This window comes from Marinimicrobium locisalis (genome assembly GCF_039822625.1).
GTDB lineage: Bacteria > Pseudomonadota > Gammaproteobacteria > Pseudomonadales > Cellvibrionaceae > Marinimicrobium > Marinimicrobium locisalis.
Genome location: NZ_JBDLLG010000012.1, coordinates 68,917 through 92,340, shown reverse-complemented (window position 1 = coordinate 92,340; position 23,424 = coordinate 68,917). Strand labels below are relative to the sequence as shown.

The following is a 23,424-nucleotide window of genomic DNA, read 5'->3' as shown; positions in this document are numbered from 1 at the left end:
GTACAAATCAGGGCTGAGTGGTACCCATTAGATACCCTTGAGGCCCTAAAGGTTCGTTATCCAGTAACGCTTTTCCCGATTTCATTTGCAGGCGCCCCTGGGCAAACCATTTAACCGCCAGGGGGTAAATGCTGTGTTCCTGCTGTTGCACACGGGCGGCCAGGGTCTCGGCCGTATCGCCTTCAAGCACGGGCACTCGCGCTTGAATCACGGGGGGGCCGCCGTCGAGCTCGGGGGTTACGAAATGCACGGTCACGCCGTGTTCGCTCTCGCCAGCATCCAGCACCCGTTGGTGGGTGTGCAGCCCCTGGTACTTGGGGAGCAGGGAGGGGTGGATGTTGAACATCCGGCCCTCGTAGTGACGGGTGAAACCGGGGGTGAGAATACGCATAAAACCCGCCAGTACCACCAGCTCCGGGCGATATTCGTCGATCTGAGCTTGCAGGGCTTCGTCGAAGGCTTCCCGAGACTCGTATTGGGTATGGTCCAGGATCAGAGCGGGTATGCCGGCCTGTTCGGCCCGCTGCAATCCGCGCACAGCGGCCCGGTTGCTGATGACCGCGACGATCTCGACAGGGAGCTCGCCCTGTTTTTGTCCATCGATCAGCGCCTGGAGGTTGGAGCCGCTGCCACTGATCAGAACGACAACACGCAGAGGATGGGTCTGACTCAAGCACTCACCCCCTGTAGTTCGACCTGTTCCTCATCTCCTTCCCTCGGGGCAATATTGCCAATCGTGAAAGCCTGTTCGCCGGCCTGGCGCAACAGTTCCAACGCTTCGGCTTCACGCGCGGCGGGTACGGCGAGCACCATGCCCACACCGCAGTTAAAGGTGCGATACATCTCGCGAGAGGCCACGTTTCCGGCCTGTTGCAGCCAGCGGAACACGGCGGGCATTTCCCACCGCTGGGTGTCGATCACCGCCTTGCAATCCTCGGGCAGTACGCGTGGAATATTTTCTAGCAGCCCGCCACCGGTAATATGAGAGAGCGCGTGGACTTCCGAGCTGCGAATCAGCTCCAGCAGCGGTTTGACGTAAATTCGGGTAGGTGCCATCAGAGCATCGCTCAGGGGCTGACCATCGCAGTCCTGGCTCAGGTCGGCGCCGCTGACCTCAATCACCTTGCGGATCAGGGAGTAGCCGTTCGAGTGGGGCCCACTGGAAGCCAGGGCGATCAGGCTGTCTCCGGCGGCGACTTTCTTGCCGTCGATGATGTCCGATTTCTCCACGACGCCGACGCAAAAGCCGGCCAGGTCGTAATCGTCGCCCTCGTACATGCCGGGCATTTCGGCGGTTTCGCCCCCGACCAGTGCGCAGCCGGCCTGCTCGCAGCCGGCGCCGATACCGGTCACCACGTCCGCCGCGACATCCACATTGAGTTTGCCGGTGGCGTAGTAATCCAGGAAAAACAGCGGCTCGGCGCCCGCCACCACCAAGTCGTTCACACACATGGCCACCAGATCAATACCGATGGTGTCGTGGCGCTTGAGGTTCATGGCCAGGCGTAGCTTGGTGCCCACCCCATCGGTGCCGGAAACCAGCACCGGCTCGCGGTAGCCCTTCGGTAGCTCGCACAGAGCGCCGAAGCCGCCGAGCCCACCGAGGACTTCGGGGCGGCGGGTCCGTTTGGCCACGCCTTTAATGCGCTCGACCAGGGCTTCCCCCGCGTCGATATCGACGCCGGCATCTTTATAACTCAGTGACGGTTTCGGGTGTTTTTCAGTCATGAATGGGCTGTGCTCTCGGAATGACGGCAGCGGGCTGCCGCGCTGGACGGGATTGAGTGAATTCGATGGCCGCGTATTCTATCAGTTTATGGTCGAAATGCGAGCGAGTCCCGGTTTGCGCGTGCCGGGGAACCTTTCGCCAATTCCACAGCCTGCTACAATGCGGCCCTTTAGCCGCCACCACGGGCGACCGGGTGCGAAACCGCGTACAACGACAGAGGCGATACCTTGAGGCGAGCATTGGCAACAGCAACGGCATGTGTCCGGTCCCTGGGCGTGATTCTGGTGGGGTTGGCCATGGCCACCGTCGTCCGCGCCGATCAGGTGGTGGACCTGTATACGGCAGAGGTGTTGGTGACCTCCCAGTCGGAGGCGGAGCGCCAGCGCGCCGCGCGCGAGGGGCTGGCCGACCTGGTGGTTAGAGTGACCGGCGATACCCAGGCCCGAGAGCACCCGCAGGTGCAGGAGGCGCTGACACGGGCGGAAGGGTTTATTACCGAGTTCAACTACGGCTCCACCCGGGAGACCGTGGAGGTGGGTGGTGAGGCGCGCCCCGCGAGCCGCCTGGTGATGAGATTTTCCTCGGTCGAGGTGGAGCGGTTGCTGCGCTCGGCCAACTTGTCGCTTTGGCCGGCGAACCGGCCGGGTGTTCTGGTTTGGATGGTGACTCGGGAGGGCGGCGACCTTAGCCGTGTTTCCGATAGCGAACGGCGCGAGCAGCTGCGCGCCAGAGCCCGCGTGCGGGGGCTGCCCCTGGTGGTGCCGCTAAATGACCTGGAAGACCGCTTGGCACTGCAGGCGCGCCAGCTCTGGGAACTGGACGAGGAGGCCATTCGCAAAGCCTCGCAACGCTATGACGCGGAGGCGATTTTGGTGGGGCGGTACAGTGAAACCACCGGCGGGCAGTGGCGTTCGGATTGGCAGCTGTACCACAACCTCGGCAACCCCACGTTTTATGTGCGAGCCGATTCGGTCGAGGGCGTTCTGTCCCAGGCGATTGATGAAACCGCCAACCACTTCGCCAGTCTGTACGCCATCGTACCTCGGGAGGAAGGCCCCGGGACGGTGGTGATGCAGGTCGGTGGCGTGGACGGTTTCGGGGAGTACAAGGCGGTGGAGCGGTACCTCGAAGACCTCGCCATGGTGCGTCGTGCGGGACTGATTACCTTGCGCCCCGGCGTGTTGACCCTCAGGTTGATGGTCGAAGGGGACCGCTCGCAACTGTTGGGGATGCTTGAGCGTGATGGGCAGTTGGTGCCCGCGATGCAGAGCGGCCGAATCAGTTTGTCTGGCAATCGGTTCGAGCCCGAGGGGACTCTGGCGAACCCTCTGAGTTACACTTGGCAGTAAGTTCCACCAAGGAGTCGCCCACGGCATGGCCAACCCTCAGCAATTGTCCCTCGGCGTTAGCCTGAATGATGACGCCACTTTCGATAACTTCTACGCGCCGGAGGGATCCGCAAACGCTGCAAGCCTGGAGTTGCTTAAAGCCCAGGCCGAAGGCCGTGGTGAGTGGTTCATTTACCTGTGGGGCCGCTCCGGCGTAGGGCTTACCCACCTGCTTCAGGCCGCGGGCCACCGCGCCCAGGATGCCGGCCAGGCCATTCAATACCTACCCCTGAGGGAGGTGGTAGGCTTTGCCCCCGAGGCGCTGCTCGATGGGCTCGACCAACTGGACTACCTTTGCCTGGATGGTCTCGAGGCGGTCGCGGGCAAGCCGGACTGGGAAGAAGCGCTCTTCCACCTGTTCAATCGCCTGCGCGATAACGGTGGCAGGCTGTTGGTCGCCGCCGTTCAGGGCCCGCGCGAACTGCCCATTGAACTGCCGGATCTGCGCTCGCGGCTGCAGTGGGGGATGACCTGCCAAGTACACCCGCTCAGTGACGAAGAAAAACAACTGGCCCTGCGCCACCGTGCCCGTGCGCGCGGGTTGGAGCTCAACGAAGAAGTGGCACACTATATTTTGCAGCGTGTGCCCAGAGATATGAACGAGCTTTTTTGTTACCTGCAGCGGCTTGATCACGCCTCCTTGGCGGAGCAGCGCAAGCTGACCATTCCCTTCGTTAAAAAAGTGTTAAACCTATAGGGTTAGGTAAAGTCGCCTGACGAGAGTCTGGGCTTGCGCTATTCTTTCCCGGCACAGAGTCGGCCTTGCGATAACTCAGGCCGCTCAGCCCACGGTCAATACCATAACCAAAAAAGAATTCAGAGGTCATTTATGTTCAACGCTCGTTGCTCCGCCCTTGTTCTGTGCGTCTTGCTCGCCGGGCTTGCGGCCTGTCAGTCCGAACCGCCCCGGGAAGCTTCCGAAGTGGTGGAAGCATCTATTCAAGTCAATCAACTGGGGTATCCGCCGCAAGCGGTGAAAGAGGCCACCGTGCCCGCCGGCTTTGGCGACACCTTTGAAGTCGTTGAGCAAGGCAGCGGGCGCACGGCGTACAGCGGGGCTTTGAGCGCGGCCGAGCGTTGGCCGCACTCGGGGGAAAGCGTACGGCGAGCCGATTTTTCCGAGCTGACGCAGCCTGGCCATTACCGGCTGCGAGTGCCGGGTCTGGAGGAGTCTCGAGCTTTCCTCATTGATGGGTCGGTATATGCGTCGCTTAACGATGCGGCGGTTAAAGCCTATTATTTCAACCGTGCCAGCATGGCCCTGGAAGAAGAAAGAGCGGGTGTTTATGCCCGCGCCTTGGGCCACCCGGATGAACAGGTGGAAATTCATCGCTCCGCGGCGAGCGCCGAGCGACCGGAAGGCACGACTCTCGCCTCGCCCCGTGGGTGGTACGATGCGGGCGACTACAACAAATACATTGTGAATTCCGGCATTAGTACCTACACGCTGCTGGCCGCCTACGAGCACTTCCCGCGTTACTATCAGGGACGCGAGCTCAATATTCCGGAGAGCGGGGATGCCGTCCCCGACCTGCTGAACGAGGTCATGTGGAACCTGAGCTGGATGCTCACCATGCAGGACCCCAACGACGGTGGTGTTTACCACAAACTGACGACCAAACGCTTCTCCGACAAAGTGATGCCGGACCAGGCCACCGCTCAGCGATACTTCGTCAAGAAGGGTACGGCCGCGGCCCTTAACTTTGCGGCGGTTATGGCCGTGGCCAGCCGGGTCTACGCCGACTACGACACCGCCTACCCCGATTTTTCCGATATCGCTCGCACCGCCGCCGTGGCTGCCTGGGAGTGGGCGAAAGCCAACCCCGAGGTGATCTACCGCAACCCCGAAGATATTCACACCGGGGAGTACGGAGATGAGGAGTTTCACGACGAATTTGCCTGGGCCGCGGCGGAACTGTACCTGACCACGGGCGAGCCCAAGTACTGGGAGGCCATTGCGCCGACCCCGGTAGAGAACCGTGTTCCGAATTGGGCCGATTCCAGCGGTTTGGCTTGGCTTTCCCTGGCGGAGCACCGGGCCAGTCTGCCCGAGGCGGCACAAGCGCTGGTGGCCGAGCGGGTAAAGTCGCTGGGTGATGAGCTGTACCATGAGTGGCGGCGCTCCGCGGCCGGCGTCCCCATGCGCGCGGAGGATTTCGTGTGGGGGAGTAATGGCGTTGCCATGAATAGCGCCATGATGCTGATAGCCGCCTACCGACTGACGGACAACGAGAACTACCTGGCCGCCGCTCAGTCGTTAATGGATTATGTGCTGGGGCGCAACCCCACGGGTTACTCCTACGTGACCGGCTACGGCGCCAAGACGCCGATGCACATCCACCACCGCCCCTCGGCGGCCGACGGCATAGAGGCCCCTGTGCCAGGGTTTCTGGCCGGCGGGCCGCACAGTGGCCAGCAGGATGCGGGGGACTGCCCCGTCGCTTATCCGTCGGACAAGCCGGCGAAGTCCTATCTGGACCACTGGTGCAGCTACGCATCCAATGAAGTAACGATCAACTGGAATGCGCCTCTGATCTATGTTTCCGGTGCTCTTCAGGTACTGTACGAGGAGGACTAAAGCGTTATTTCCGGTGATAGGGCTCGACCACAGGAACACCTTATGCTTTTGAAGACTCGCACACGTTTTCCGGCTTTTTTGGTCTTCAGCGCACTTTGCCTCACCGCGGCGTTCGTCCGGGGAGGCGAGTACGCCCAGGTAACCGAGAGCGGTGACGGAGCCGTTGCCACCGTACAGCCGCGGGCCACGGAAGCGGCCATGAAGGCCTATGCCCAGGGCGGCAACGCCATTGATGCCGCCGTTGCCGCCGCACTAACGCTGGGAGTGGTGGATGGGCACAACTCCGGAATTGGAGGGGGGCTTTTTGCCGTTGTTCACTGGGCGGATGGTCGGGTGGAGGCCATTGACGGCCGGGAAATGGCGCCGGCCGGGGCCCATCGGGATATGTACGTGCGCGATGGTGAATATCACCCGGAGCTGAGCAAGCGCGGTCCCTTGGCGGTCGGCATTCCCGGTTCGGTGGCGGCCTTTGACTATATGATGGAAAAAGGCGGCAAGGGCAGCCTGGCTCAGCACCTTCGGGCGGCCGCCGACCTCGCGGAGAACGGCTTTGCCATCGACGGTATTTTCGCTCGGCGCCTGAAGCGCCACGCGGAAGACTTGAGAGCCTACCCCGGCACGGCAGCTATTTTTCTCGACCCCGAAGGCCAGCCCTGGCCCATTGGCCACCGCCTGAAACAGCCGGACTTGGCCGATACCTATCGGAGCATTGCCCAAAAAGGCACCTCCTATTTTTATGGCGGTGGGTTTGCCCGGGCGGTGGGCCAATGGATGGAGAAAAATGACGGCCTGATTACGCGCGAGGACTTCGACGCCTATAAATTAATTCGCCGCCGTCCGGTGGTTAGCGAATATCGGGGCTATAAGGTCTATGGCTTCCCACCGCCGAGCTCCGGCGGGGTTCATGTGGCCCAGATGCTTAATATTCTCGAGGGGTATGACCTCTCGGAGCTGTCGGAAGCGGATCGCTACCACCTGCTGGCCGAAGTGATGAAGCTGGCCTTTGCCGATCGGGCTTACTGGTTGGGGGATCCGGCGTTCGCGGAAGTGCCCAAGGGCCTGATCAGCGACGCATACGCAAACACCCTGCGTGCGCGAGTGTCTCTGAAAGAGACCTCCAGTGTGCCTGACCACAGTACGCCGCCCAAGGCGCAAGAAGAGTTGTTTGGCAAGCACACCACCCACATTGCCACCGCTGACCAGGAGGGTAACTGGGTGGCCATCACCTCGACAGTGAACACCAACTTCGGCTCCAAGGTGGTTGTGCCCGGCACCGGGGTGGTCCTGAACAACCAAATGGACGATTTTTCCGCCCAGCCGGGTGAGCCCAACGCCTACGGCTTGATCGGTGCTGAGGCGAACAGCATTGCGCCGGGCAAGCGCCCGCTCTCAAGTATGAGCCCAACGGTGCTCACCCGGGACGGCAAGCCGGTGCTAACACTGGGCGCGGCGGGTGGCCCGACCATAATTACCCAAGTGCTTCAGACCCTGGTCAACCATATCGATTTGGGAATGGGGCTTGAGGATGCGATGCGCATGCCCCGGATTCACCATCAGTGGCGACCGGATGAGCTCTTTGTGGAGAAACCCCTGATAGAGCCTCTGCGCGAGGCGCTCCGGGAGAAGGGGCACTCACTGCGCCAGCTGGGGGATTATGGGTCGACCCAGGCCATCGAGTTGAATGAGCGGGGCGAGTTTATCAGCGTGGCCGAACCTCGGTTGGAGGAGCGCAACCAGATCGATTGAGGGTTCAGGCAGCGGCCTCGAAGGCGGCGTCCAGTCGGGCTGGTTCTCGCTCTCGCTTGATTTGCTCGAAAAACGTGGCGGCCTGCGGGTATTCGCGCTGAAGGTACATCAGCCATTGCTTGATGCGGTTGCCACTGTGTTTGGCGGGATAATTGGGTTGGCTCATCCGATAGTAACGGTGCAATAACTGGCACACCTGCGACCAGGCCATGGGGGTGTAGGCTTCCCCGCTCACATTGGCCCGAATGGCGCGCGCCAGGTCGGGACGGGCCAGTAGGCCCCGCCCGAGCATAAAGCCCTCGCACCCGGTGATTGCGCGGCAGCGCTCAAAGTCTGCCGGTGACCAGATTTCCCCGTTGGCGATCACCGGAATTGAAACAGCCTCCCGTATCCAAGCGATGTACTCCCAGTAAGCCGGTGGCTTGTATCCGTCCACCTTGGTCCGGGCGTGGACGGTCAATTCGCTGGCGCCAGCCTCGGCTACTGCCACGGCATTGTCCAGGTAGCGGCTGGCGTCCTCAAAGCCCAGTCGGATTTTGGCGCTGACCGGAATCGGCGCTGGCACAGCGGCGCGCACGGCCGCGACGATGCTATGGACACGCTCGGGCTGGCGCAGCAGGCAGGCACCGCCATCGCTTTTGTTCACAGTCTTGGCGGGGCAGCCGAAGTTGAGGTCGATGGCGAGCGCGCCGGCCCGCACAGCGCGCTGAGCGTTGAGAGCGACCCAATCGGGCTGGCCGCCGAGCAACTGAACCTTCACCGGCGTGCCGCTCGGTGTCAGGCAGCGGTTATCCAATTCCGGCGCGTAGCGGCGAAACACCCGCCGGGGAAGCGAGCTGTCGGTAATGCGAATAAACTCGGTGACACAGCCGTCCAGCCCGCCCAATGCACTGAGCAGATCCCGAACCTGATAGTCAACCACCCCTTCCATCGGGGCTAAATACAGCCGCATGAGTACTTAGGCTCCCCGCCCCAAAAAGTTCGCCATTTTAACGCCAAGTGCCCCGCGCTGCAGCGGATTTCGTGACCAATAATGGGGTGTAAGTTGTAAGTTTCTGAAAGATAAGAGAAAATGGCCGGCCGTTTTCGCGCCCACCAGGGCCTTGGTCTATTCGCCGTCCGGCGCGAAAACTGTGACGCAGTTGCCACAATTGGGGTTTCAGGCTACATTGGCGCGCCCCGGTGGCGTCGTCTGGCAAGGCCAACCCCGGATTTTACAACTGTAATCCGTTAGTAGACAGGGTGCCCGATAAATGAGTGACACACTGATACAACAAGGCACGGACTTGATGCTCTTTGGCATGGGGTCCGTTCTGGTATTTCTTACGCTGCTGGTCATCGCCACCGTTTTAATGAGTGGTGCGCTGAACCGCTGGTTCCCTGAGTCCGAGCCGCCGCTGGAGCGCAAAGGCAGGCCGTCTTCCGCGCCCGCTGCCGGCTCGCCCACCACTCAGGTGGATCAAAAAAAGCTGGCCATTATCAAGGCCGCCATCGAGCAACATCGCGCCCGCCGCCGCTAAGTAAGGCTGGCCCGCCGCGCGACCGTTAACTGTGAGAAAGGTACAACGCCATGAGCGATGCTAAAAAGCCGTTGGGTATCACGGAGCTGGTACTGAGGGATGCCCATCAGTCCCTGTTCGCCACCCGGATGCGCCTCGACGACATGTTGCCCATTGCCGAGAAACTGGATCAAGTGGGTTTCTGGTCTCTGGAAACCTGGGGTGGCGCGACCTTTGACGCCTGCATCCGTTATTTGGGGGAAGACCCCTGGGAACGGATTCGTGAACTGAAAGCCGCCATGCCCAAGACGCCGATGCAGATGCTCCTGCGCGGCCAGAATATCCTCGGGTATCGCCATTACGCCGACGATGTGGTGGACAAGTTTGTCGAGCGCGCCGCCACCAACGGCGTGGATGTTTTCCGTGTATTCGATGCCATGAACGACATGCGCAACATCGAAACCGCCATGAAAGCGGTGAAAAAGCAGGGTAAGCACGCTCAAGGCACCATTTCCTACACCATCAGCCCGGTCCACAACATTGACCTCTGGGTCGATTTGGCCAAGCGCATTGAAGACATGGGCGCGGATTCCATCGCCATCAAAGACATGGCCGGCCTGCTCAAGCCCTACGTGGGGTATGAACTGGTCACGCGGCTCAAGGAAAGCTGCGATATTCCCATCCACATGCAGAGCCACGCCACCACGGGGCTGGCGCATGCGACCAACCTCAAGTGCGTGGAGGCGGGCATCGACAACGTCGACACCGCTATCTCCTCCATGTCCATGACCTATGGCCACAGTCCCACCGAAACGCTGGTGGCCACCCTTGAGGGAACCGATCGCGATACGGGGTTGAACCTGGAGCTGCTGGAAGAAATCGCCTCCTACTTCCGCAAAGTGCGTCTGAAGTACGGTCGGTTCGAAGGTTCTCTGAAAGGCGTCGATTCGCGGATTCTGATTGCGCAGGTGCCGGGCGGCATGTTGACCAACATGGAAAACCAACTGCGCGAGCAGAACGCCGAAGACAAGTTTGATGCCGTACTCGAAGAAATACCACGGGTCCGTGAAGACCTGGGCTTTATTCCTCTGGTCACGCCGACCTCACAGATCGTGGGTACCCAGGCGGTTATGAATGTGCTGACCGGCGAGCGCTACAAGACCATCACCCGAGAGACCGAAGGCGTGCTCAAGGGGGAGTACGGTGCGACTCCGGCGGAGGTGAATAAGGAACTCCAGGAGCGTGTGCTCGCCGGCGGTGAACCCATCACCTGTCGCCCGGCGGAGCTGTTGAAGCCGGAACTGGAAAGACTGACAAAAGAGCTGGAAGAGTCAGCTCGGGAGAAGGACATAAAGCTAACAGAGGGCGAAGGGCGCATCGATGATGTATTGACCTACGCACTGTTTCCTCAAGTGGGCCTCAAATTTCTCCAAAACCGCGGCAATCCCGACGCGTTCGAACCGGCTCCGACCGGCAAAGAAAGCGCGGCGGTCACCACCGAGAGCGGCGAGGAGGTCTACACCGTCGACGTGGAGGGCGAGAAATTCACGGTCACCGTCAATGACGGCGGCGATGTCACCGGGGTAGCGCCCGTTGGCGGTGGTTCGGCTGCGCCTTCCGGTGGGGCTCCTGCCGGCGACGGCGAGCCGGTTCCGGCGCCTCTGGGGGGCAATATCGTCAAGTTGGTGGTGAAGCCTGGAGAGGCGGTCGAAGAGGGCGAGACACTGTTGATTCTGGAAGCCATGAAAATGGAGTCCGAAGTCAGTGCACCGCGCGCCGGTACCGTGACCAAGGTTCATGTTCAAGCGGGTGATGCCGTCACCGCCGGTGACCCCCTGCTGGATCTGGCCTAGTCCGAACCGCCTGAAACGAGATTGAGAGCGATCTATGCATAATTTCATTCGATTGTGGCAGGAATCGGGCATTAACCAGATGGAGTGGGGCACTTTTGCCATGATTCTGGTGGGCCTGTTGTTGCTGTTTCTGGCCATTCGCAAAGGCTTTGAGCCGCTATTGCTGGTCCCCATTGGTTTCGGCTGCATAATGGCCAATATCCCCGGCGCGGGCCTGGCCATGTCGGCCGCTCAACAGGCGATCGATGTGGGCGGGGCGGCCGTCTTGGCTGACCTGGCGGACGTCTTTGGCGTGGCCGCCAATACCTCCGCCGAAGAGCTGCTGAAACTTTATAAGAGTGCCTCCGCCACAGAGCTGGCCGCCGCGCACAAGGTGGCGCTGGATCATGGCTACACCAATGGCATGATCTATACTTTCTACCAGGTCGCCATTGGCTCTGGTGTGGCCCCTCTGGTGATTTTCATGGGAGTCGGCGCGATGACCGACTTCGGCCCACTTCTGGCCAACCCCAAAACCCTGTTCTTGGGGGCGGCCGCCCAGTTCGGTATTTTCGCGACCATTATGGGGGCGGTCGGGTTATCTGCCGCTGGCCTGATGGACTTCTCCATCGCCGACGCGGCGGCCATTGGTATTATCGGCGGGGCCGACGGGCCCACGGCGATCTACGTTTCCAGCATTCTGGCGCCGGACTTGCTCGGTGCGATTGCGGTGGCGGCCTATTCCTATATGGCCCTGGTACCTTTGATCCAGCCCCCGATCATGCGGGCGCTGACCAGCCAGGCCGAGCGAACCATGAAAATGGAACAGCTTCGGCCGGTGTCCCGTCGTGAGAAGATCGTCTTCCCGGTCGTATTGCTGGTCTTGGTGGCCCTGTTGCTGCCCTCCGCCGCACCACTGTTGGGCATGTTCTGCTTCGGTAATCTCATGCGCGAGTGCGGTGTGGTGGAGCGCTTGAGCGATACCGCCCAGAATGCCCTGATCAACATCACCACCATCTTTCTCGGCTTGGCGGTGGGCTCTAAGCTTGCGGCCTCTGCTTTCTTGGATGCGAAAACGTTGGGGATCTTGTTGTTGGGCGTGGTGGCGTTCTGCATCGGCACCGCCATGGGGGTGTTGATGGCGAAGTTCATGAACCTGTTCGTTCGTCACAAAATCAACCCGCTTATCGGCTCCGCCGGTGTGTCGGCCGTGCCGATGGCCGCGCGGGTATCCAACAAAGTGGGGCTGGAAGCCAACCCGCAGAACTACCTGCTGATGCACGCCATGGGCCCGAATGTGGCGGGGGTTATCGGCTCCGCCGTGGCGGCCGGGGTCATGATCTCCATGGTCTCCGCCATGTAAAATCGACGTTTCGGGAGCCATTCGGCTCCCGAAGCTTTTCCCTCCCCGGTGAATGGCTTTCACAAAAAGCATTGACCCCCTCCCGAAAACCCCCTAGTATTTTTAGGGAGTGCTGATTAATCAGCGCTGCATCACCCACCAACGAAGAGGAGGAGCCAGCCAACAACACTGTTGTGTCGGGGCGCCTCTGTCAGCCCCGAAATCGCGTTACCCTTTGAGTTACGCAGGGCCGGGAGCTGGCCACCGCAGTTCGTCTGCCAACCCCGTGCATACCCTGTTCACCTGGAACCTGATGGGGATTTATCCATGGCGAAACGATCTCACGCGAAGCGCAAACGTCACCAGCGGAGCTACATTGAGGAGCGGGACCGCATCCTCCAGGAAGAGCATGGTCGACACCGAGCGCCACCGGACGGGAACATTGTTGAAATCAATGCTTCCCGACAACTTCAAACCGCCTACGCACCACCCCGCGCCAACAAACCCCTTACCGCCTACACCACCGCTCAGCAAGAGTACATCGACGCTATCCAACGCTACCACTTGACCTTTGGCATCGGCCCTGCCGGTACCGGTAAGAGTTACTGTGCAGGCGCCTTGGCGGCCGAAGCTCTGGAGTCCGGGCGGATTGAGCGCATTATTCTCACGCGTCCGGCGGTGGAGGCAGGTGAGCAACTGGGCTTTTTGCCCGGCGCCCTGGATGAAAAGTTCTCTGTCTATATCGACGCTTTCCGGGAAATTCTCGCCGAACGTTTGGGCTCGGGCACCGTGGACTACTGCTTGAGGCACGGTCGCATTGTGGCGGCGCCGCTGGCGTTTATGCGTGGGAAAACCTTCAGCAACCGAACGTTTGTGATTCTGGACGAGGCCCAAAACACCACGCCGGCCCAAATGAAAATGTTCCTGACCCGCATCGGGGAAGGCTGCCGCGTGGTGATCAATGGGGATATCGACCAGAGCGACGTTCGCGGCCCCAACGGCCTCGCCGACGCGGTGGATCGGTTGAGAGAATTGCCGAACGTCTACATCCACAAATTCGATCGTGAAGATATCGTCCGCAGTGGTCTGGTGCGGGATATTATGGATCGATACGAGTTAGTATAGTATCCACCGCCTTTAAACTCCACCTGCCCGACGCTCCCAGCGTCGGGCCTAGGAAATGTCGTTGCAGAACCCCTTCGTCGTGTACTGGGTTACCTTCAATAATCACCGTTGCGGGTACAGAAGGTTTGGGTTCAAAACCAACGGTCCCGACGGGAAATGCTCGGTCGAAGAAATGCCTCCCCGTTAAATGACAGGCCTGCAAGGGTTGGTCACTCTATCTGGTTTGAGCGCTGGGGAAGTCTTCGCCCAGGAGCTCATTGATGCGCTCGGCCTCAATGGTCTCCTCTTCCAACAGAGCCTCTGCCAGTGTTTCCAACCGGTTGCGTTGCCGTGCCAATCGCTTGCTGACTTCTGCCTCGATATCGGTAAGGAGGTTGTAGACTTCAGCGTCAACCCGTTCCAGGGTCCTCTCGCTGAAGTCTCGTTCGCGGGAGATTTCCCGACCCAGAAACACTTCTTCCTGAGTGGAGCCGCAGGAGATGGGGCCGATGGCATCACTCATGCCCCAGCGAGTTACCATGCGCCGGGCCAGACGTGTCGCTTGTTCGATATCGCTCTCCGCGCCACTGCTGTACTCACCAAAGATCAGATTTTCAGCCGCGCGGCCACCGAGCATCACCGCAAGGCGATCATGCAGATAACTGGCACCCATGTTCAGTCGGTTTTCATCGGGAACCTGTTCGGTGAGTCCCAGAGCTTGGCCGCGAGGAATAATGGTGACTTTTTCCAGGGGGTCGCTCTTCGGAAAGAGTAGGGCGGTCAGTGCGTGGCCGGACTCGTGGTAGGCAATGATCCGCCGTTCTTCTTCCCCTATATGCTGCTCCCGCTCAGAGCCCATAAGCACCTTGTCGCGCGCCTGATCAAAGTGTTTCATCTCCACACTCTCGGCTCTTTCACGGCCGGCAAAAAGGGCGGCTTCGTTAACCAGGTTTTCCAGATCCGCGCCGGAGAAGCCCACGGTATGTCGGGCCACTGTGTTCAGGTCGACGTTGGTATTCAGCTCCACGTCACGAACGTGTATTTGCAGAATTTTTTCGCGCGCTTCCTTGTGGGGGCGGTCAAGAGTGACTTTTCGGTCGAAGCGTCCGGGGCGCAGCAGGGCCGGGTCGAGTACATCGGGACGATTGGTGGCGGCGATGACCACCACTGTTTCGTGGGGTGAAAAGCCGTCCATTTCCGACAGGATCTGATTCAGGGTCTGCTCGCGTTCGTCGTGGCCGCCTCCCACGCCAGTGCCTCTGGAGCGGCCGATGGCATCCAACTCGTCGATAAAGATAATGGATGGCGTTTCCCGGCGCGCCTCGTTGAACATGTCCCGTACCCGGGAGGCGCCCACCCCGACAAACATTTCGATAAACTCGGAGCCGGAAATGGAAAAAAAGGGGACATCCGCCTCGCCGGCCACGGCACGCGCCATCAGAGTTTTGCCCGTGCCGGGTGGGCCGACCATCAGGACGCCGCGCGGCAATTTGGCCCCCAGGCGCTGGTAGTAGCTCGGGTCGCGCAGGTAGCTGACGATCTCGTGCAGATCCTTTTTGGCGTTGTCTGAGCCGGCGACGTCACTAAAGGTATTGGTGGGTTGGTCCTGGCGGAAGCGCCTGGCCTTGGATCGACCGAAACCGAACATCCCGCCCTGTTGGTCGCCCATTTGTTTCTGCATGCGCTGGGCAAAATAGACGATAATTATTAGAAGTATCAACCAGGGTAAAAAGCTGATTAACAGGCGCGACCACCAGTCCTGACCGCTCTGCTCGGCATTGATGGTAACCTGGTTATCCTCCAAAAGCGTCAACAGATTGCTGTCGGCGAACTCGGGAATGTGGCTGCGAAAAGGGGTTGTCCCGCTCCCCTGTTCCCCGGTTTTAAGCTCCCCGGTTACTTGGTGGCCTTGCACCGTCACTTCCTGGACCTCGCCGTTGGTGACCCGATTCTTGAATTCCGTGTAGGTCAGCTTCTCGACTCCCGATTGGGAAAATACCTGGATCAGATAGAAGAGCAAAAGGCCCAGTAGGAGGATATTGAGAAAGCGTGGCCAAGTGCGCGGGGGCTGGGGCTCCTTAGGGTTGGGGTTGGTAAAAGGCTCCTGAGACTTGCCGTCACCTGAGCGTTGATTGCTCTGTCGGGAGCCTTGAGAATGGTTGTCCATCATTACACCTCCACCGAGCCATAAACAAAGAGTGCATTAATGGGAGAGGTGGACGCGCCAAGTGTCATTTCAAGGCTGGATTAGTCTTCCACCCATTCCCAGCGTACCGGTTGCCCGAAATCGTCCAGAATCATTTTTTTCCGAGGGCGCTTTTTCTTGGGTTTCTTGGGAGCGGGAATCGGATGTTTTCGGGACTCTACCGCGGCGACCACCTCGGTCAACGGAGTCCGGCCGGCCAGCGGATTTTCGCTGTTGCGGGGCGTAAAGAGCGGCGTGAGAGGCCCCTTGGGGTCAATGCGCCCGCTCAGCCCGCGGGGCACTTCGCGCACCTTCCCACCAGAGCGGAGATAGTCCGCCATCTGCCGATCGAGCTCGGCGCGTATGTCGCGTTTGGTCTTGGAGGGTTTCATAAGTCTCGGGACAGGAAAATCGGGCGAATCGATAAGAATACCAGCCTCACCATGGGTCGGCAAATGGCGAAGGCTCGCATCCGGCGCGGGGTTTGGTTAAACTGCCGTCTCTTTCAAGCCGCCCGCACTGATTCCGACGTAAATGACCGACGACAGCCTTCGTATAACCGAAATTTTCCACTCCCTGCAGGGCGAGGCCCGAACCCTCGGTCGGCCCACGGTATTCGTGCGCCTGACCGGCTGCCCGCTTCGTTGCCACTACTGCGACTCGGAGTACGCCTTCCACGGCGGCGAGCGAATGGCTCTGGACTCCATTCTCAAGCAAGTGGCTCAGTACCGGCCGCAGTACGTCTGCGTAACCGGAGGAGAGCCGCTGGCCCAGCCCAACTGCTTGCCCCTGCTGACTCGTCTTTGTGATACGGGCTATTCGGTGTCCCTGGAAACCAGTGGTGCCATGCCTCTGGATGAGGTGGATACCCGGGTCAGTCGGGTGATGGACCTGAAAACGCCGGATTCGGGCGAGGTGGCCAAGAACCGCTGGGAGAATATCCCGCTGCTTCAGCCCCACGACCAGGTAAAGTTCGTTCTCTGCAGCCGCCAGGATTACGACTGGGCCGTGTTCAAGCTGGACGAGTACCGGCTGGCCGAGCGGGTGGATGATGTGTGGTTCTCCCCCAGTTTTGACCAGCTTGAGCCCCGCCAGCTGGCGGACTGGATCGTTGAAGACAATCTCCCGGTGCGCTTCCAGCTCCAGCTTCACAAGCTGCTCTGGGGCGACGCGCCGGGCTACTAGAGAGGAATTTCCCCATGCCTCAGCCCAAAGCCGTTGTTCTGGTCTCCGGCGGTCTGGACTCCACCACGGTACTGGCCATCGCGAAAAGCGAAGGATTCGACTGTTACACCATCAGCTTCGACTACGGCCAGCGCCACCGCGCCGAGCTGCATGCGGCCGAGCGCACCGCTAGGGCATTGGGTAGCACGGAGCACAAGGTGGTGACGCTGGACCTGCAAAGCATTGGTGGCTCGGCGCTGACGGATACGGCTATCGACGTGCCTGAGTCGGAGTCCGAGGGGATTCCGGTAACCTATGTGCCCGCTCGCAATACGATTTTTCTCTCCATCGCCCTGGGGTGGGCCGAGGTGCTTGGGGCCAACGACATTTTCATTGGGGTTAATGCGGTGGATTACTCGGGCTACCCGGATTGCCGGCCGGAGTACGTGTCGGCTTACGAGACGATGGCCAACTTGGCGACCCGCTCCGGGGTAGAGGGCGAGAAGCTGAGTATCCGGGCGCCATTGATGCGTTGGTCCAAGGGCGAAATTATCCGCAGGGGCCAGGCGCTTGGGGTGGATTATAGGCTGACGGTCTCTTGCTACCAGGCGAATGAGGCCGGCGAGGCCTGTGGCCGCTGCGACAGCTGCCGCCTGCGCCGCGCGGGTTTTGAGGAGGCGGGCGTGCCCGATCCGACCCGCTACCGCTCGGAGTAGGGCTTAAGCTGTTGGTTTGTTTGGCGTTTTTTTGCCTTTTTCTGCCAAAAAGCGCTTGTTTTTTTTGTCTGAATCTTTATCATACGCGCCTCTTTGGGTCGTTAGCTCAGTTGGTAGAGCAGTTGGCTTTTAACCAATTGGTCGCTGGTTCGAATCCAGCACGACCCACCATCTTTAAAGCACGTTTGGCGCTTTCCCGCGCCGCACCTACCGTTTTGGGTCGTTAGCTCAGTTGGTAGAGCAGTTGGCTTTTAACCAATTGGTCGCTGGTTCGAATCCAGCACGACCCACCATCTTTAAAGCACGTTTGGCGCTTTCCCGCGCCGCACCTACCGTTTTGGGTCGTTAGCTCAGTTGGTAGAGCAGTTGGCTTTTAACCAATTGGTCGCTGGTTCGAATCCAGCACGACCCACCATTTCCCAGCCTGAATACCCCGTAGGGTGTGGTAAGCGAAGCGCACCCACCAAAAATGCCGTGATGCGGTAACTCGCTGTAGATTTACATTGGCATCACGTCCGGCCCGAGGTGGGGTAGACCGGTTGTAGACCCGCCGTGAACCCATCCTTGGGGGCTTCTCATCGGCATCCATGCCTCAGAGAGTCTACAACCGGTCTACCCCACCCCGGGCCTCAGTGCGAGGATCAACCTTCAGCAGGAATCCTCATCCGTGGACGCTATTGGCACTGAGGGCCGCAGTCGGGTGCACTGTTCCCAGACCGTGGAGCGAGGGACTCGCGATTCGAGCCCCCAGGGATGGGTTTACGGCGTGTCTGGGAACAGTGCACCCGACTGCGGACCGGACCAGATGCCACTCGCTTACCCCGGACCGGACTCGATACCGGCACAGCAGGAGCCAACATCAAGTGAATCCGAAGGAGCAGGGAAGCATTAGGCGCAGAATACTGTCCAATGTTTAGAGCATTGGGGCCCTATCTGGCCCTGTGGTACTATTGCCTGCCAGCCTGAAGCAGGTGTTTTGTGAGGTGACCCTATGACAGCGGAAAATCTGATTGTGACCGAAACCGCCCGGAAAAGCCCGGAAGAGCTGGTTCGGGAGCATCTCGATCGTGCCTGGGAAGCGCCTCGGTACACCCCAGAACAAGAAGCAGAATACCGCGAGCGTATTAAAAAACTATTACACGAACACAACGCCGTGCTCGTGGCACATTACTATACCGACCCCATGATCCAGGCCCTCGCCGAAGAAACCGGTGGCTGCGTTGCCGACTCCCTCGAAATGGCCCGCTTCGGTAAAGAACACCCAGCCGACACCCTGATCGTCGCCGGCGTGAAATTCATGGGCGAAACCGCCAAAATCCTCACCCCCGAAAAGCGCGTACTCATGCCCACCCTGGAAGCCACCTGCTCCCTGGACTTGGGCTGCCCGCCCGAGCAGTTCGCCGAATTCTGCGACCAACACCCGGATCGCACCGTCGTGGTCTATGCCAACACCTCCGCCGCCGTGAAGGCTCGCGCCGACTGGGTAGTGACCTCCAGTATCGCCAAAGACGTGGTCGACTACCTGGACCAGAAAGGCGAGAAAATCCTCTGGGCCCCGGACAAGCACCTGGGCGACTACGTTCGCCGGGAGACCGGCGCCGACGTGCTGCTCTGGGATGGCGCTTGTATCGTGCACGAAGAGTTTAAGGCCCGCGGCCTGGAAGACCTCAAAGCGCTCTACCCGGAGGCGGCGGTGCTGGTGCACCCCGAGTCTCCCGAACCGGTGGTCGCCATGGCGGATGTGGTGGGCTCGACCTCCCAGCTGATCAAGGCCGCCCAGGAGCTCCCGAATCAAGCGTTCATCGTCGCGACCGATCAGGGCATCTTCTACAAAATGCAGCAGCTGTGCCCAGACAAAACCTTCCATGTCGCCCCCACGGCGGGCAGCGGCGCTACCTGCCGCAGCTGCGCCAACTGCCCCTGGATGGCCATGAACGTCCTTGAAAACCTGGCCAGCGTGTTTGAGCAGGACGATAACGAGATTTTTGTTGACCCGGAGCTGGCCCGCAAGGCCATGATCCCCCTGCAACGGATGCTGGATTTTAAAAAATAACCCGCCCCGTGGCACTAATGGCGCGGTAAGCTTGCCTGCTGCCGCGCCGCTCAGTACCATTGCGCCTTTGCGTTCCCCGTCATAGCCGGCTTTTACAGGCTCGCCGTGCGAACCCACGGCAGGCGTCGCAGTCACAAGCACACAAAACTTAGCCAATTGGAGCCCCCGCTCATGATACAAGGCAGCATGGTCGCCCTGGTCACACCCATGACCCCCGACAACTCTCTGGATTGGCCCGCTCTGCGTAAGCTTGTGGATTGGCACCTGGAGCAGGGCACCAATGCCATAGTCGCGGTAGGGACGACCGGCGAGTCGGCCACCCTGGATATCGGAGAGCACCTCGATGTCATCAAAGCCGTGGTAGACCAGGTGAATGGACGCATTCCCGTGATCGCCGGAACCGGGGCCAACTCTCTGAGTGAGGCGCTGGAGCTGACCGAAGGGGCTGAACGCGCGGGCGCGGATGCCTGCCTTCTGGTGACGCCCTATTACAACAAGCCCACTCAGGAAGGCCTGTACCTGTTCCATAAGACCATTGCCGAGCGGGTCGACATTCCCCAGTACCTGTATAACGTTCCGGGGCGCACCGGCGTGGACATGTTGCCCGAAACCGTTTTGCGGTTGGCGAGTATTCCCAATATAAAGGGAGTGAAAGAGGCCACAGGGGATATGGTTCGGGCCAAAACCCTGGTCGAGCAGGCACCTGATGACTTTATTGTGATCTCCGGCGACGATGCCACGGCGGTGGAATTAATGCTTTTGGGGGGGAAGGGGGATATTTCCGTGACGGCGAATGTCGTACCCAAGGCAATCGCCGAGCTCTGTGCCCTGGCTATTGAGGGTCGGGCCGAACAGGCCCGAGCGCTCAACGAACAATTGATGCCTTTGCACAACGCCATGTTCGTGGAAGCCAATCCCATACCCGTGAAGTGGGCGCTGAAGCAAATGGGGCGGGTGCAATCCGGCATTCGGTTGCCGATGACGCCGCTGTCCGAACGTTTTCACGAACAGGTAAGCGAGGCGTTGAGCAACGCCGGCCTGATTTGATTTCGGAGTGCGTTCAAAGGCGTGAAAAGCAAATAACAGATATACGCACAACTCACTGGAGAGTTTCGAATTTTATGCGCATTGTGTATTGGTTGTTGGTCGGGTTTAGCTTCACGCTCTCCGGCTGTGGTGTGTTGTTTGGGGAAGACGGCTATTTTCGCAACCGGGAAGACGACTATCTCAAAGCCGCCAGCCTGGAGCCGCTAAAAGTCCCGGAGGAATTGAATCGTGAGGCGTTGGGCCAACGCTACGAGATTCCGGCGCTCACCCGTGAGGATTTGGCTTACGCTCAGGACACCGAAAATTTTGAAGCCCCTCGACCCGACCCGCTCTCTGTCAACGCTTTGCAGGAGCAAGTTAAGATTCAGAGCCTGGATGGCGAGCGCTGGATCCTGGTAAACGTGGAGCCGGCCGAGCTGTGGCCTCGCATTCGCGCCTTTCTCGCCGACAATAACCTCGAAGTGGCCTCAACCAACACCGAGCTGGGCCTGCTGGAAACCAGCTGGTTGTCTTTCAAAGACGACCCCGGCCGAATCGACCGCTACCGAATCCGGATAGATCGCGGGGTCCAGCCCGATACCAGTGAAATTCACATCCTGCATATGAGCCTGGACCGCGATAGCGCCACCCAGGCCCAGCTCACCAGTTGGCCGGATGAATCCGCCAGCGATGAGCGGGAAAGCTTTCTGCTCGACGAGCTGGCCGCTACGCTCGCGACCGAAGACATGGGCGCCGCCGGTGGGACCTCCCTGATCGCCCAAAATATTGGGGGCGACGTTAAGGCACGTATTGTTAACGTTGATGGCGAGCCGGTCCTGGAGCTTGAACTTAATCGTGCGCGTGCCTTGGCTACTCTGAGCCACTCCGCGAAGCAGGAAGGGTTCACGATTTACGATAGCGCCCCGGAAGATGGTCTCTTCTACCTGGGTTATCGTCAGCCGCCGGATAAAGCGCCGGGCTGGTTGGCGCGCCTGTTTGGCGCCGAAGCCGACCCGCAACCCCCTGAGACTCAGTACAGCTTGGCGCAGTTACGCGAAGCGCTTCCTCAGGGCATGACGGCCACTCCCGAGCAGGCAGAGGCCGCCGAGGAGCGTCTGCCCAAAGCGCCCGGGTATTTGCTGATTCTCAGTGAAGACGCCGATGGCGCGCTTCGGGCGCGGCTGAGAACCGCCTACGGGGAGCGCTTATCCGCTCGCAAGGCGCGGGACATGCTGTCGGTGTTGCGTAAAAACCTGATTTAACATCAGGGAGTAACGACCCGAAAACGCCAGCGAGAGGGTTTCGCTGGCGTTTTTGTTGGGGGTTGCTTATGCTTAGGAGTAGTCGCCCGGGGTAGTGACCGGGCCGGAATAACAGAAAAGGAGCGCACTGTGATCGATCGTCGCCAACACGAGCGCACCTCCACCAGTATACGAGTGGAAATGACGCATCCCAGCTTCGGGACCATTGTCGGTTTTACCCAAGATATCTCCGATGGCGGGGCCCGAGTATTGGTTGAAAACCAGCCGCGCCCCCCTGTTGGCACCATTGTCATGGTCCGATTTAAGAAAATGGTGGGCGCCATCAATGACGAACCGGTACGCATGCGTGTCATGCATCAGTTGCGCAATAGCGTAGGTTTGATGTTCGATTAGTCAGCCGGTGAAACAACGTTCCCGTTAAGGTGTTTCAGCGCCCCCTTAACGGCAGTGCTCGGGTAAGGTGATTTCCCCCTCACTATGGTCTTTTAACTGCTGGGCATCGCCGCAGGCTAGGTTGGTATTGCCACTTAGATCCAGCTCTTTTAGGCGAAGCAACGCCAGTAGTGGCTCGGCCGAACGAATATCATTGTCTTCCAGTAGTAAGATTTCCAAGCGGGATAGAGGCTTAAGAGGCCTTAGCTCGGTGATGGCGTTGTCTTTTAGGCTGAGCGCCCGAAGAGCCGGAAAGGCGGATAGTCCCTCAAGAGTTTCAATGCCCGCACTGCTGCAGTTGAGTTGAGTTAGCTGGCTGGCCTGGGTAATCGTCTGGTCTTCAATCGTTTGCTGGACGCAGTCATGAAGGGCCCCGTCCACCAAGCGGAAATCCGTAAACAGTGTAGGGGGGTTATAAACCGGGTTATCATTGACACTCACAGAGTAGCCGGCGCAGGCGTTGAGCAGCATGGCCGAGAATAGAGTCGTCAAAATGCCCGAAGTGTGAGCTAAGCTGTTGCTGTGAACCATGGCCCTACCTATAGTGTCGAAACCGTTACTGTCGCCAATGATGGCAGTTGGAACCGGGAATTGCCAGTGCGATTCCCGGCCAGTGACAAGGTGGTTCGGTTTTCATTTTTTGGAATTATTATTAGAGGATTGAGGATCAATGATGAAACGTTTACTGGCAATGTGTGCCGTTTTGGCCATCGCAGCGTGCACCACGACAGACCCCTACACCGGGGAAAAGAAAACCAGCAATACCGCTAAGGGCGCCGGTATTGGTGCGGTAGCGGGCGCCGTTATCGGTGCGGCTTCCGCCAGTAAGAGCGACCGGAAGAAAGGTGCGCTGACGGGTGCCGCCGCCGGTGCCGCCATTGGCGGCGGGGTTGGCAACTACATGGACCGTCAGGAAGCCAAGCTTCGGGATGAACTCCAAGGCTCCGGCGTTCAGGTTCGTCGCGAAGGCGATCGTTTGTACCTGATAATGCCCGGTAACATTACCTTTGCCACTGGTCGTTACGAGATCCGCTCTGAGTTCTACAGCGTGCTGGATTCGGTGTCCAAGGTGTTGAAAGAGTTCGACAAAACCGCCATTAAAGTCAGCGGCCACACCGACTCTACCGGCAGCGACGAGTTGAACCAGCGCTTGAGCGAGCAGCGGGCGGAAAGCGTTCGCCAGTACCTGATTCGCCGCGACGTGGCGTCCGGCCGTATTCAGGCCCAAGGCTACGGCTCGCGCTACCCGGTTGCCAGCAACAGCACCGATCAAGGTCGTCAGGCTAACCGTCGGGTAGAGCTTGAACTGCTGCCCATGCAGCAATAAGCCGGTTCGTTAGCCGGGCGCGCAGGGACGCGCGCGAGACT

Annotated in this window: 21 protein-coding genes and 3 tRNA genes; 18 read left to right on the top strand and 6 right to left on the bottom strand. The window is 59.8% G+C overall.

Annotated features, from left to right (window positions below; translation table 11 throughout):
- Nucleotides 1–7: 7 nt before the first annotated feature.
- Both purN and purM read right to left on the bottom strand, forming a co-directional pair.
- On the bottom strand, nt 8–673 hold the full coding sequence (gene purN / locus AAE514_RS09250) for a phosphoribosylglycinamide formyltransferase (RefSeq protein ID WP_347331245.1): 666 nt from the start codon (nt 671–673) through the stop codon (nt 8–10).
- On the bottom strand, nt 670–1,728 hold the full coding sequence (gene purM / locus AAE514_RS09245) for a phosphoribosylformylglycinamidine cyclo-ligase (protein ID WP_347331244.1): 1,059 nt from the start codon (nt 1,726–1,728) through the stop codon (nt 670–672). Before purM ends, purN begins: the two co-directional genes overlap by 4 nt.
- A 240-nt stretch (nt 1,729–1,968) precedes the next feature.
- On the opposite strand from purM, the gene AAE514_RS09240 reads away from it, so the two are divergent.
- From AAE514_RS09240 to ggt, 4 genes are all read left to right on the top strand, one after another.
- The gene (locus AAE514_RS09240) at nt 1,969–3,078 is read left to right on the top strand and encodes a DUF2066 domain-containing protein (RefSeq protein ID WP_347331243.1); all 1,110 of its coding nucleotides are present in this window, start codon (nt 1,969–1,971) and stop codon (nt 3,076–3,078) included.
- 25 nt (nt 3,079–3,103) lie between these two features.
- Nucleotides 3,104–3,814 carry a DnaA regulatory inactivator Hda gene (hda, locus tag AAE514_RS09235; protein ID WP_347331242.1) on the top strand — a complete coding sequence of 237 codons (711 nt, stop codon included), beginning with the start codon at nt 3,104–3,106 and terminating at the stop codon, nt 3,812–3,814.
- A gap of 132 nt (nt 3,815–3,946) precedes the next feature.
- Nucleotides 3,947–5,695 carry a glycoside hydrolase family 9 protein gene (locus tag AAE514_RS09230; protein ID WP_347331241.1) on the top strand — a complete coding sequence of 583 codons (1,749 nt, stop codon included), beginning with the start codon at nt 3,947–3,949 and terminating at the stop codon, nt 5,693–5,695.
- A 42-nt stretch (nt 5,696–5,737) separates the two neighbouring features.
- A complete protein-coding gene (gene ggt, locus AAE514_RS09225) occupies nt 5,738–7,441 on the top strand; it encodes a gamma-glutamyltransferase (protein ID WP_347331240.1) in 1,704 nt (567 codons plus the stop codon).
- A 4-nt stretch (nt 7,442–7,445) separates the two neighbouring features.
- On the opposite strand, the gene AAE514_RS09220 is transcribed toward ggt, so the two are convergent.
- Nucleotides 7,446–8,393: a tRNA dihydrouridine synthase gene (locus AAE514_RS09220; protein ID WP_347331239.1), complete on the bottom strand. Its 948-nt coding sequence runs from the start codon at nt 8,391–8,393 to the stop codon at nt 7,446–7,448.
- A 301-nt stretch (nt 8,394–8,694) separates the two neighbouring features.
- Here AAE514_RS09220 and AAE514_RS09215 point away from each other — a divergent pair, with 301 nt between their 5' ends.
- The 4 genes from AAE514_RS09215 (at nt 8,695) to AAE514_RS09200 (ending at nt 13,239) form a co-directional block, all read left to right on the top strand.
- Nucleotides 8,695–8,961: an OadG family protein gene (locus tag AAE514_RS09215; protein WP_347331238.1), complete on the top strand. Its 267-nt coding sequence runs from the start codon at nt 8,695–8,697 to the stop codon at nt 8,959–8,961.
- Between the two features lie 50 nt (nt 8,962–9,011).
- The gene (gene oadA, locus AAE514_RS09210; protein WP_347331237.1) at nt 9,012–10,793 is read left to right on the top strand and encodes a sodium-extruding oxaloacetate decarboxylase subunit alpha; all 1,782 of its coding nucleotides are present in this window, start codon (nt 9,012–9,014) and stop codon (nt 10,791–10,793) included.
- A 34-nt stretch (nt 10,794–10,827) separates the two neighbouring features.
- Complete coding sequence (locus AAE514_RS09205) at nt 10,828–12,135, top strand: sodium ion-translocating decarboxylase subunit beta (RefSeq protein ID WP_347331236.1); 1,308 nt, start codon at nt 10,828–10,830, stop codon at nt 12,133–12,135.
- A gap of 306 nt (nt 12,136–12,441) precedes the next feature.
- Nucleotides 12,442–13,239, top strand: coding sequence for a PhoH family protein (locus AAE514_RS09200; protein WP_347331235.1), 798 nt, complete (start codon nt 12,442–12,444; stop codon nt 13,237–13,239).
- A gap of 214 nt (nt 13,240–13,453) precedes the next feature.
- Here AAE514_RS09200 and ftsH read toward each other — a convergent pair whose 3' ends face one another.
- Nucleotides 13,454–15,388, bottom strand: a complete 1,935-nt coding sequence (gene ftsH / locus AAE514_RS09195; protein WP_347331234.1) for an ATP-dependent zinc metalloprotease FtsH — start codon at nt 15,386–15,388, stop codon at nt 13,454–13,456.
- Between the two features lie 77 nt (nt 15,389–15,465).
- Nucleotides 15,466–15,795, bottom strand: a complete 330-nt coding sequence (locus AAE514_RS09190) for a hypothetical protein (protein WP_347331233.1) — start codon at nt 15,793–15,795, stop codon at nt 15,466–15,468.
- Nucleotides 15,796–15,937: 142 nt separating this feature from the next.
- Here AAE514_RS09190 and queE point away from each other — a divergent pair, with 142 nt between their 5' ends.
- The 9 genes from queE (at nt 15,938) to AAE514_RS09145 (ending at nt 22,017) form a co-directional block, all read left to right on the top strand.
- Nucleotides 15,938–16,588 carry a 7-carboxy-7-deazaguanine synthase QueE gene (gene queE, locus AAE514_RS09185; RefSeq protein WP_347331232.1) on the top strand — a complete coding sequence of 217 codons (651 nt, stop codon included), beginning with the start codon at nt 15,938–15,940 and terminating at the stop codon, nt 16,586–16,588.
- 14 nt (nt 16,589–16,602) lie between these two features.
- Nucleotides 16,603–17,283 (top strand): 7-cyano-7-deazaguanine synthase QueC, encoded by a 681-nt coding sequence (gene queC / locus AAE514_RS09180; protein ID WP_347331231.1) that lies wholly within the window; start codon nt 16,603–16,605, stop codon nt 17,281–17,283.
- A gap of 95 nt (nt 17,284–17,378) precedes the next feature.
- Nucleotides 17,379–17,454 (top strand) — tRNA-Lys (locus AAE514_RS09175).
- A gap of 46 nt (nt 17,455–17,500) precedes the next feature.
- Nucleotides 17,501–17,576: transfer RNA gene (locus AAE514_RS09170), tRNA-Lys, on the top strand.
- A 46-nt stretch (nt 17,577–17,622) separates the two neighbouring features.
- A tRNA-Lys gene (locus tag AAE514_RS09165) sits at nt 17,623–17,698 on the top strand.
- A gap of 576 nt (nt 17,699–18,274) precedes the next feature.
- The gene (gene nadA, locus AAE514_RS09160) at nt 18,275–19,336 is read left to right on the top strand and encodes a quinolinate synthase NadA (protein WP_347331230.1); all 1,062 of its coding nucleotides are present in this window, start codon (nt 18,275–18,277) and stop codon (nt 19,334–19,336) included.
- A gap of 171 nt (nt 19,337–19,507) precedes the next feature.
- The gene (gene dapA, locus AAE514_RS09155; protein WP_347331229.1) at nt 19,508–20,383 is read left to right on the top strand and encodes a 4-hydroxy-tetrahydrodipicolinate synthase; all 876 of its coding nucleotides are present in this window, start codon (nt 19,508–19,510) and stop codon (nt 20,381–20,383) included.
- A 74-nt stretch (nt 20,384–20,457) separates the two neighbouring features.
- The gene (locus AAE514_RS09150) at nt 20,458–21,624 is read left to right on the top strand and encodes an NlpB/DapX family lipoprotein (RefSeq protein ID WP_347331228.1); all 1,167 of its coding nucleotides are present in this window, start codon (nt 20,458–20,460) and stop codon (nt 21,622–21,624) included.
- 129 nt (nt 21,625–21,753) lie between these two features.
- Entirely contained in the window at nt 21,754–22,017 is a 264-nt protein-coding gene (locus AAE514_RS09145; RefSeq protein ID WP_347331227.1) for a PilZ domain-containing protein, read from the top strand.
- A gap of 45 nt (nt 22,018–22,062) precedes the next feature.
- Here the strand turns inward: AAE514_RS09145 and AAE514_RS09140 are convergent, their stop codons facing one another.
- Nucleotides 22,063–22,587 (bottom strand): leucine-rich repeat domain-containing protein, encoded by a 525-nt coding sequence (locus tag AAE514_RS09140; protein ID WP_347331226.1) that lies wholly within the window; start codon nt 22,585–22,587, stop codon nt 22,063–22,065.
- A gap of 142 nt (nt 22,588–22,729) precedes the next feature.
- On the opposite strand from AAE514_RS09140, the gene AAE514_RS09135 reads away from it, so the two are divergent.
- A complete protein-coding gene (locus AAE514_RS09135) occupies nt 22,730–23,383 on the top strand; it encodes a YiaD family glycine zipper/OmpA-like lipoprotein (RefSeq protein WP_347331291.1) in 654 nt (217 codons plus the stop codon).
- The last annotated feature ends 41 nt before the right edge of the window (nt 23,384–23,424 follow it).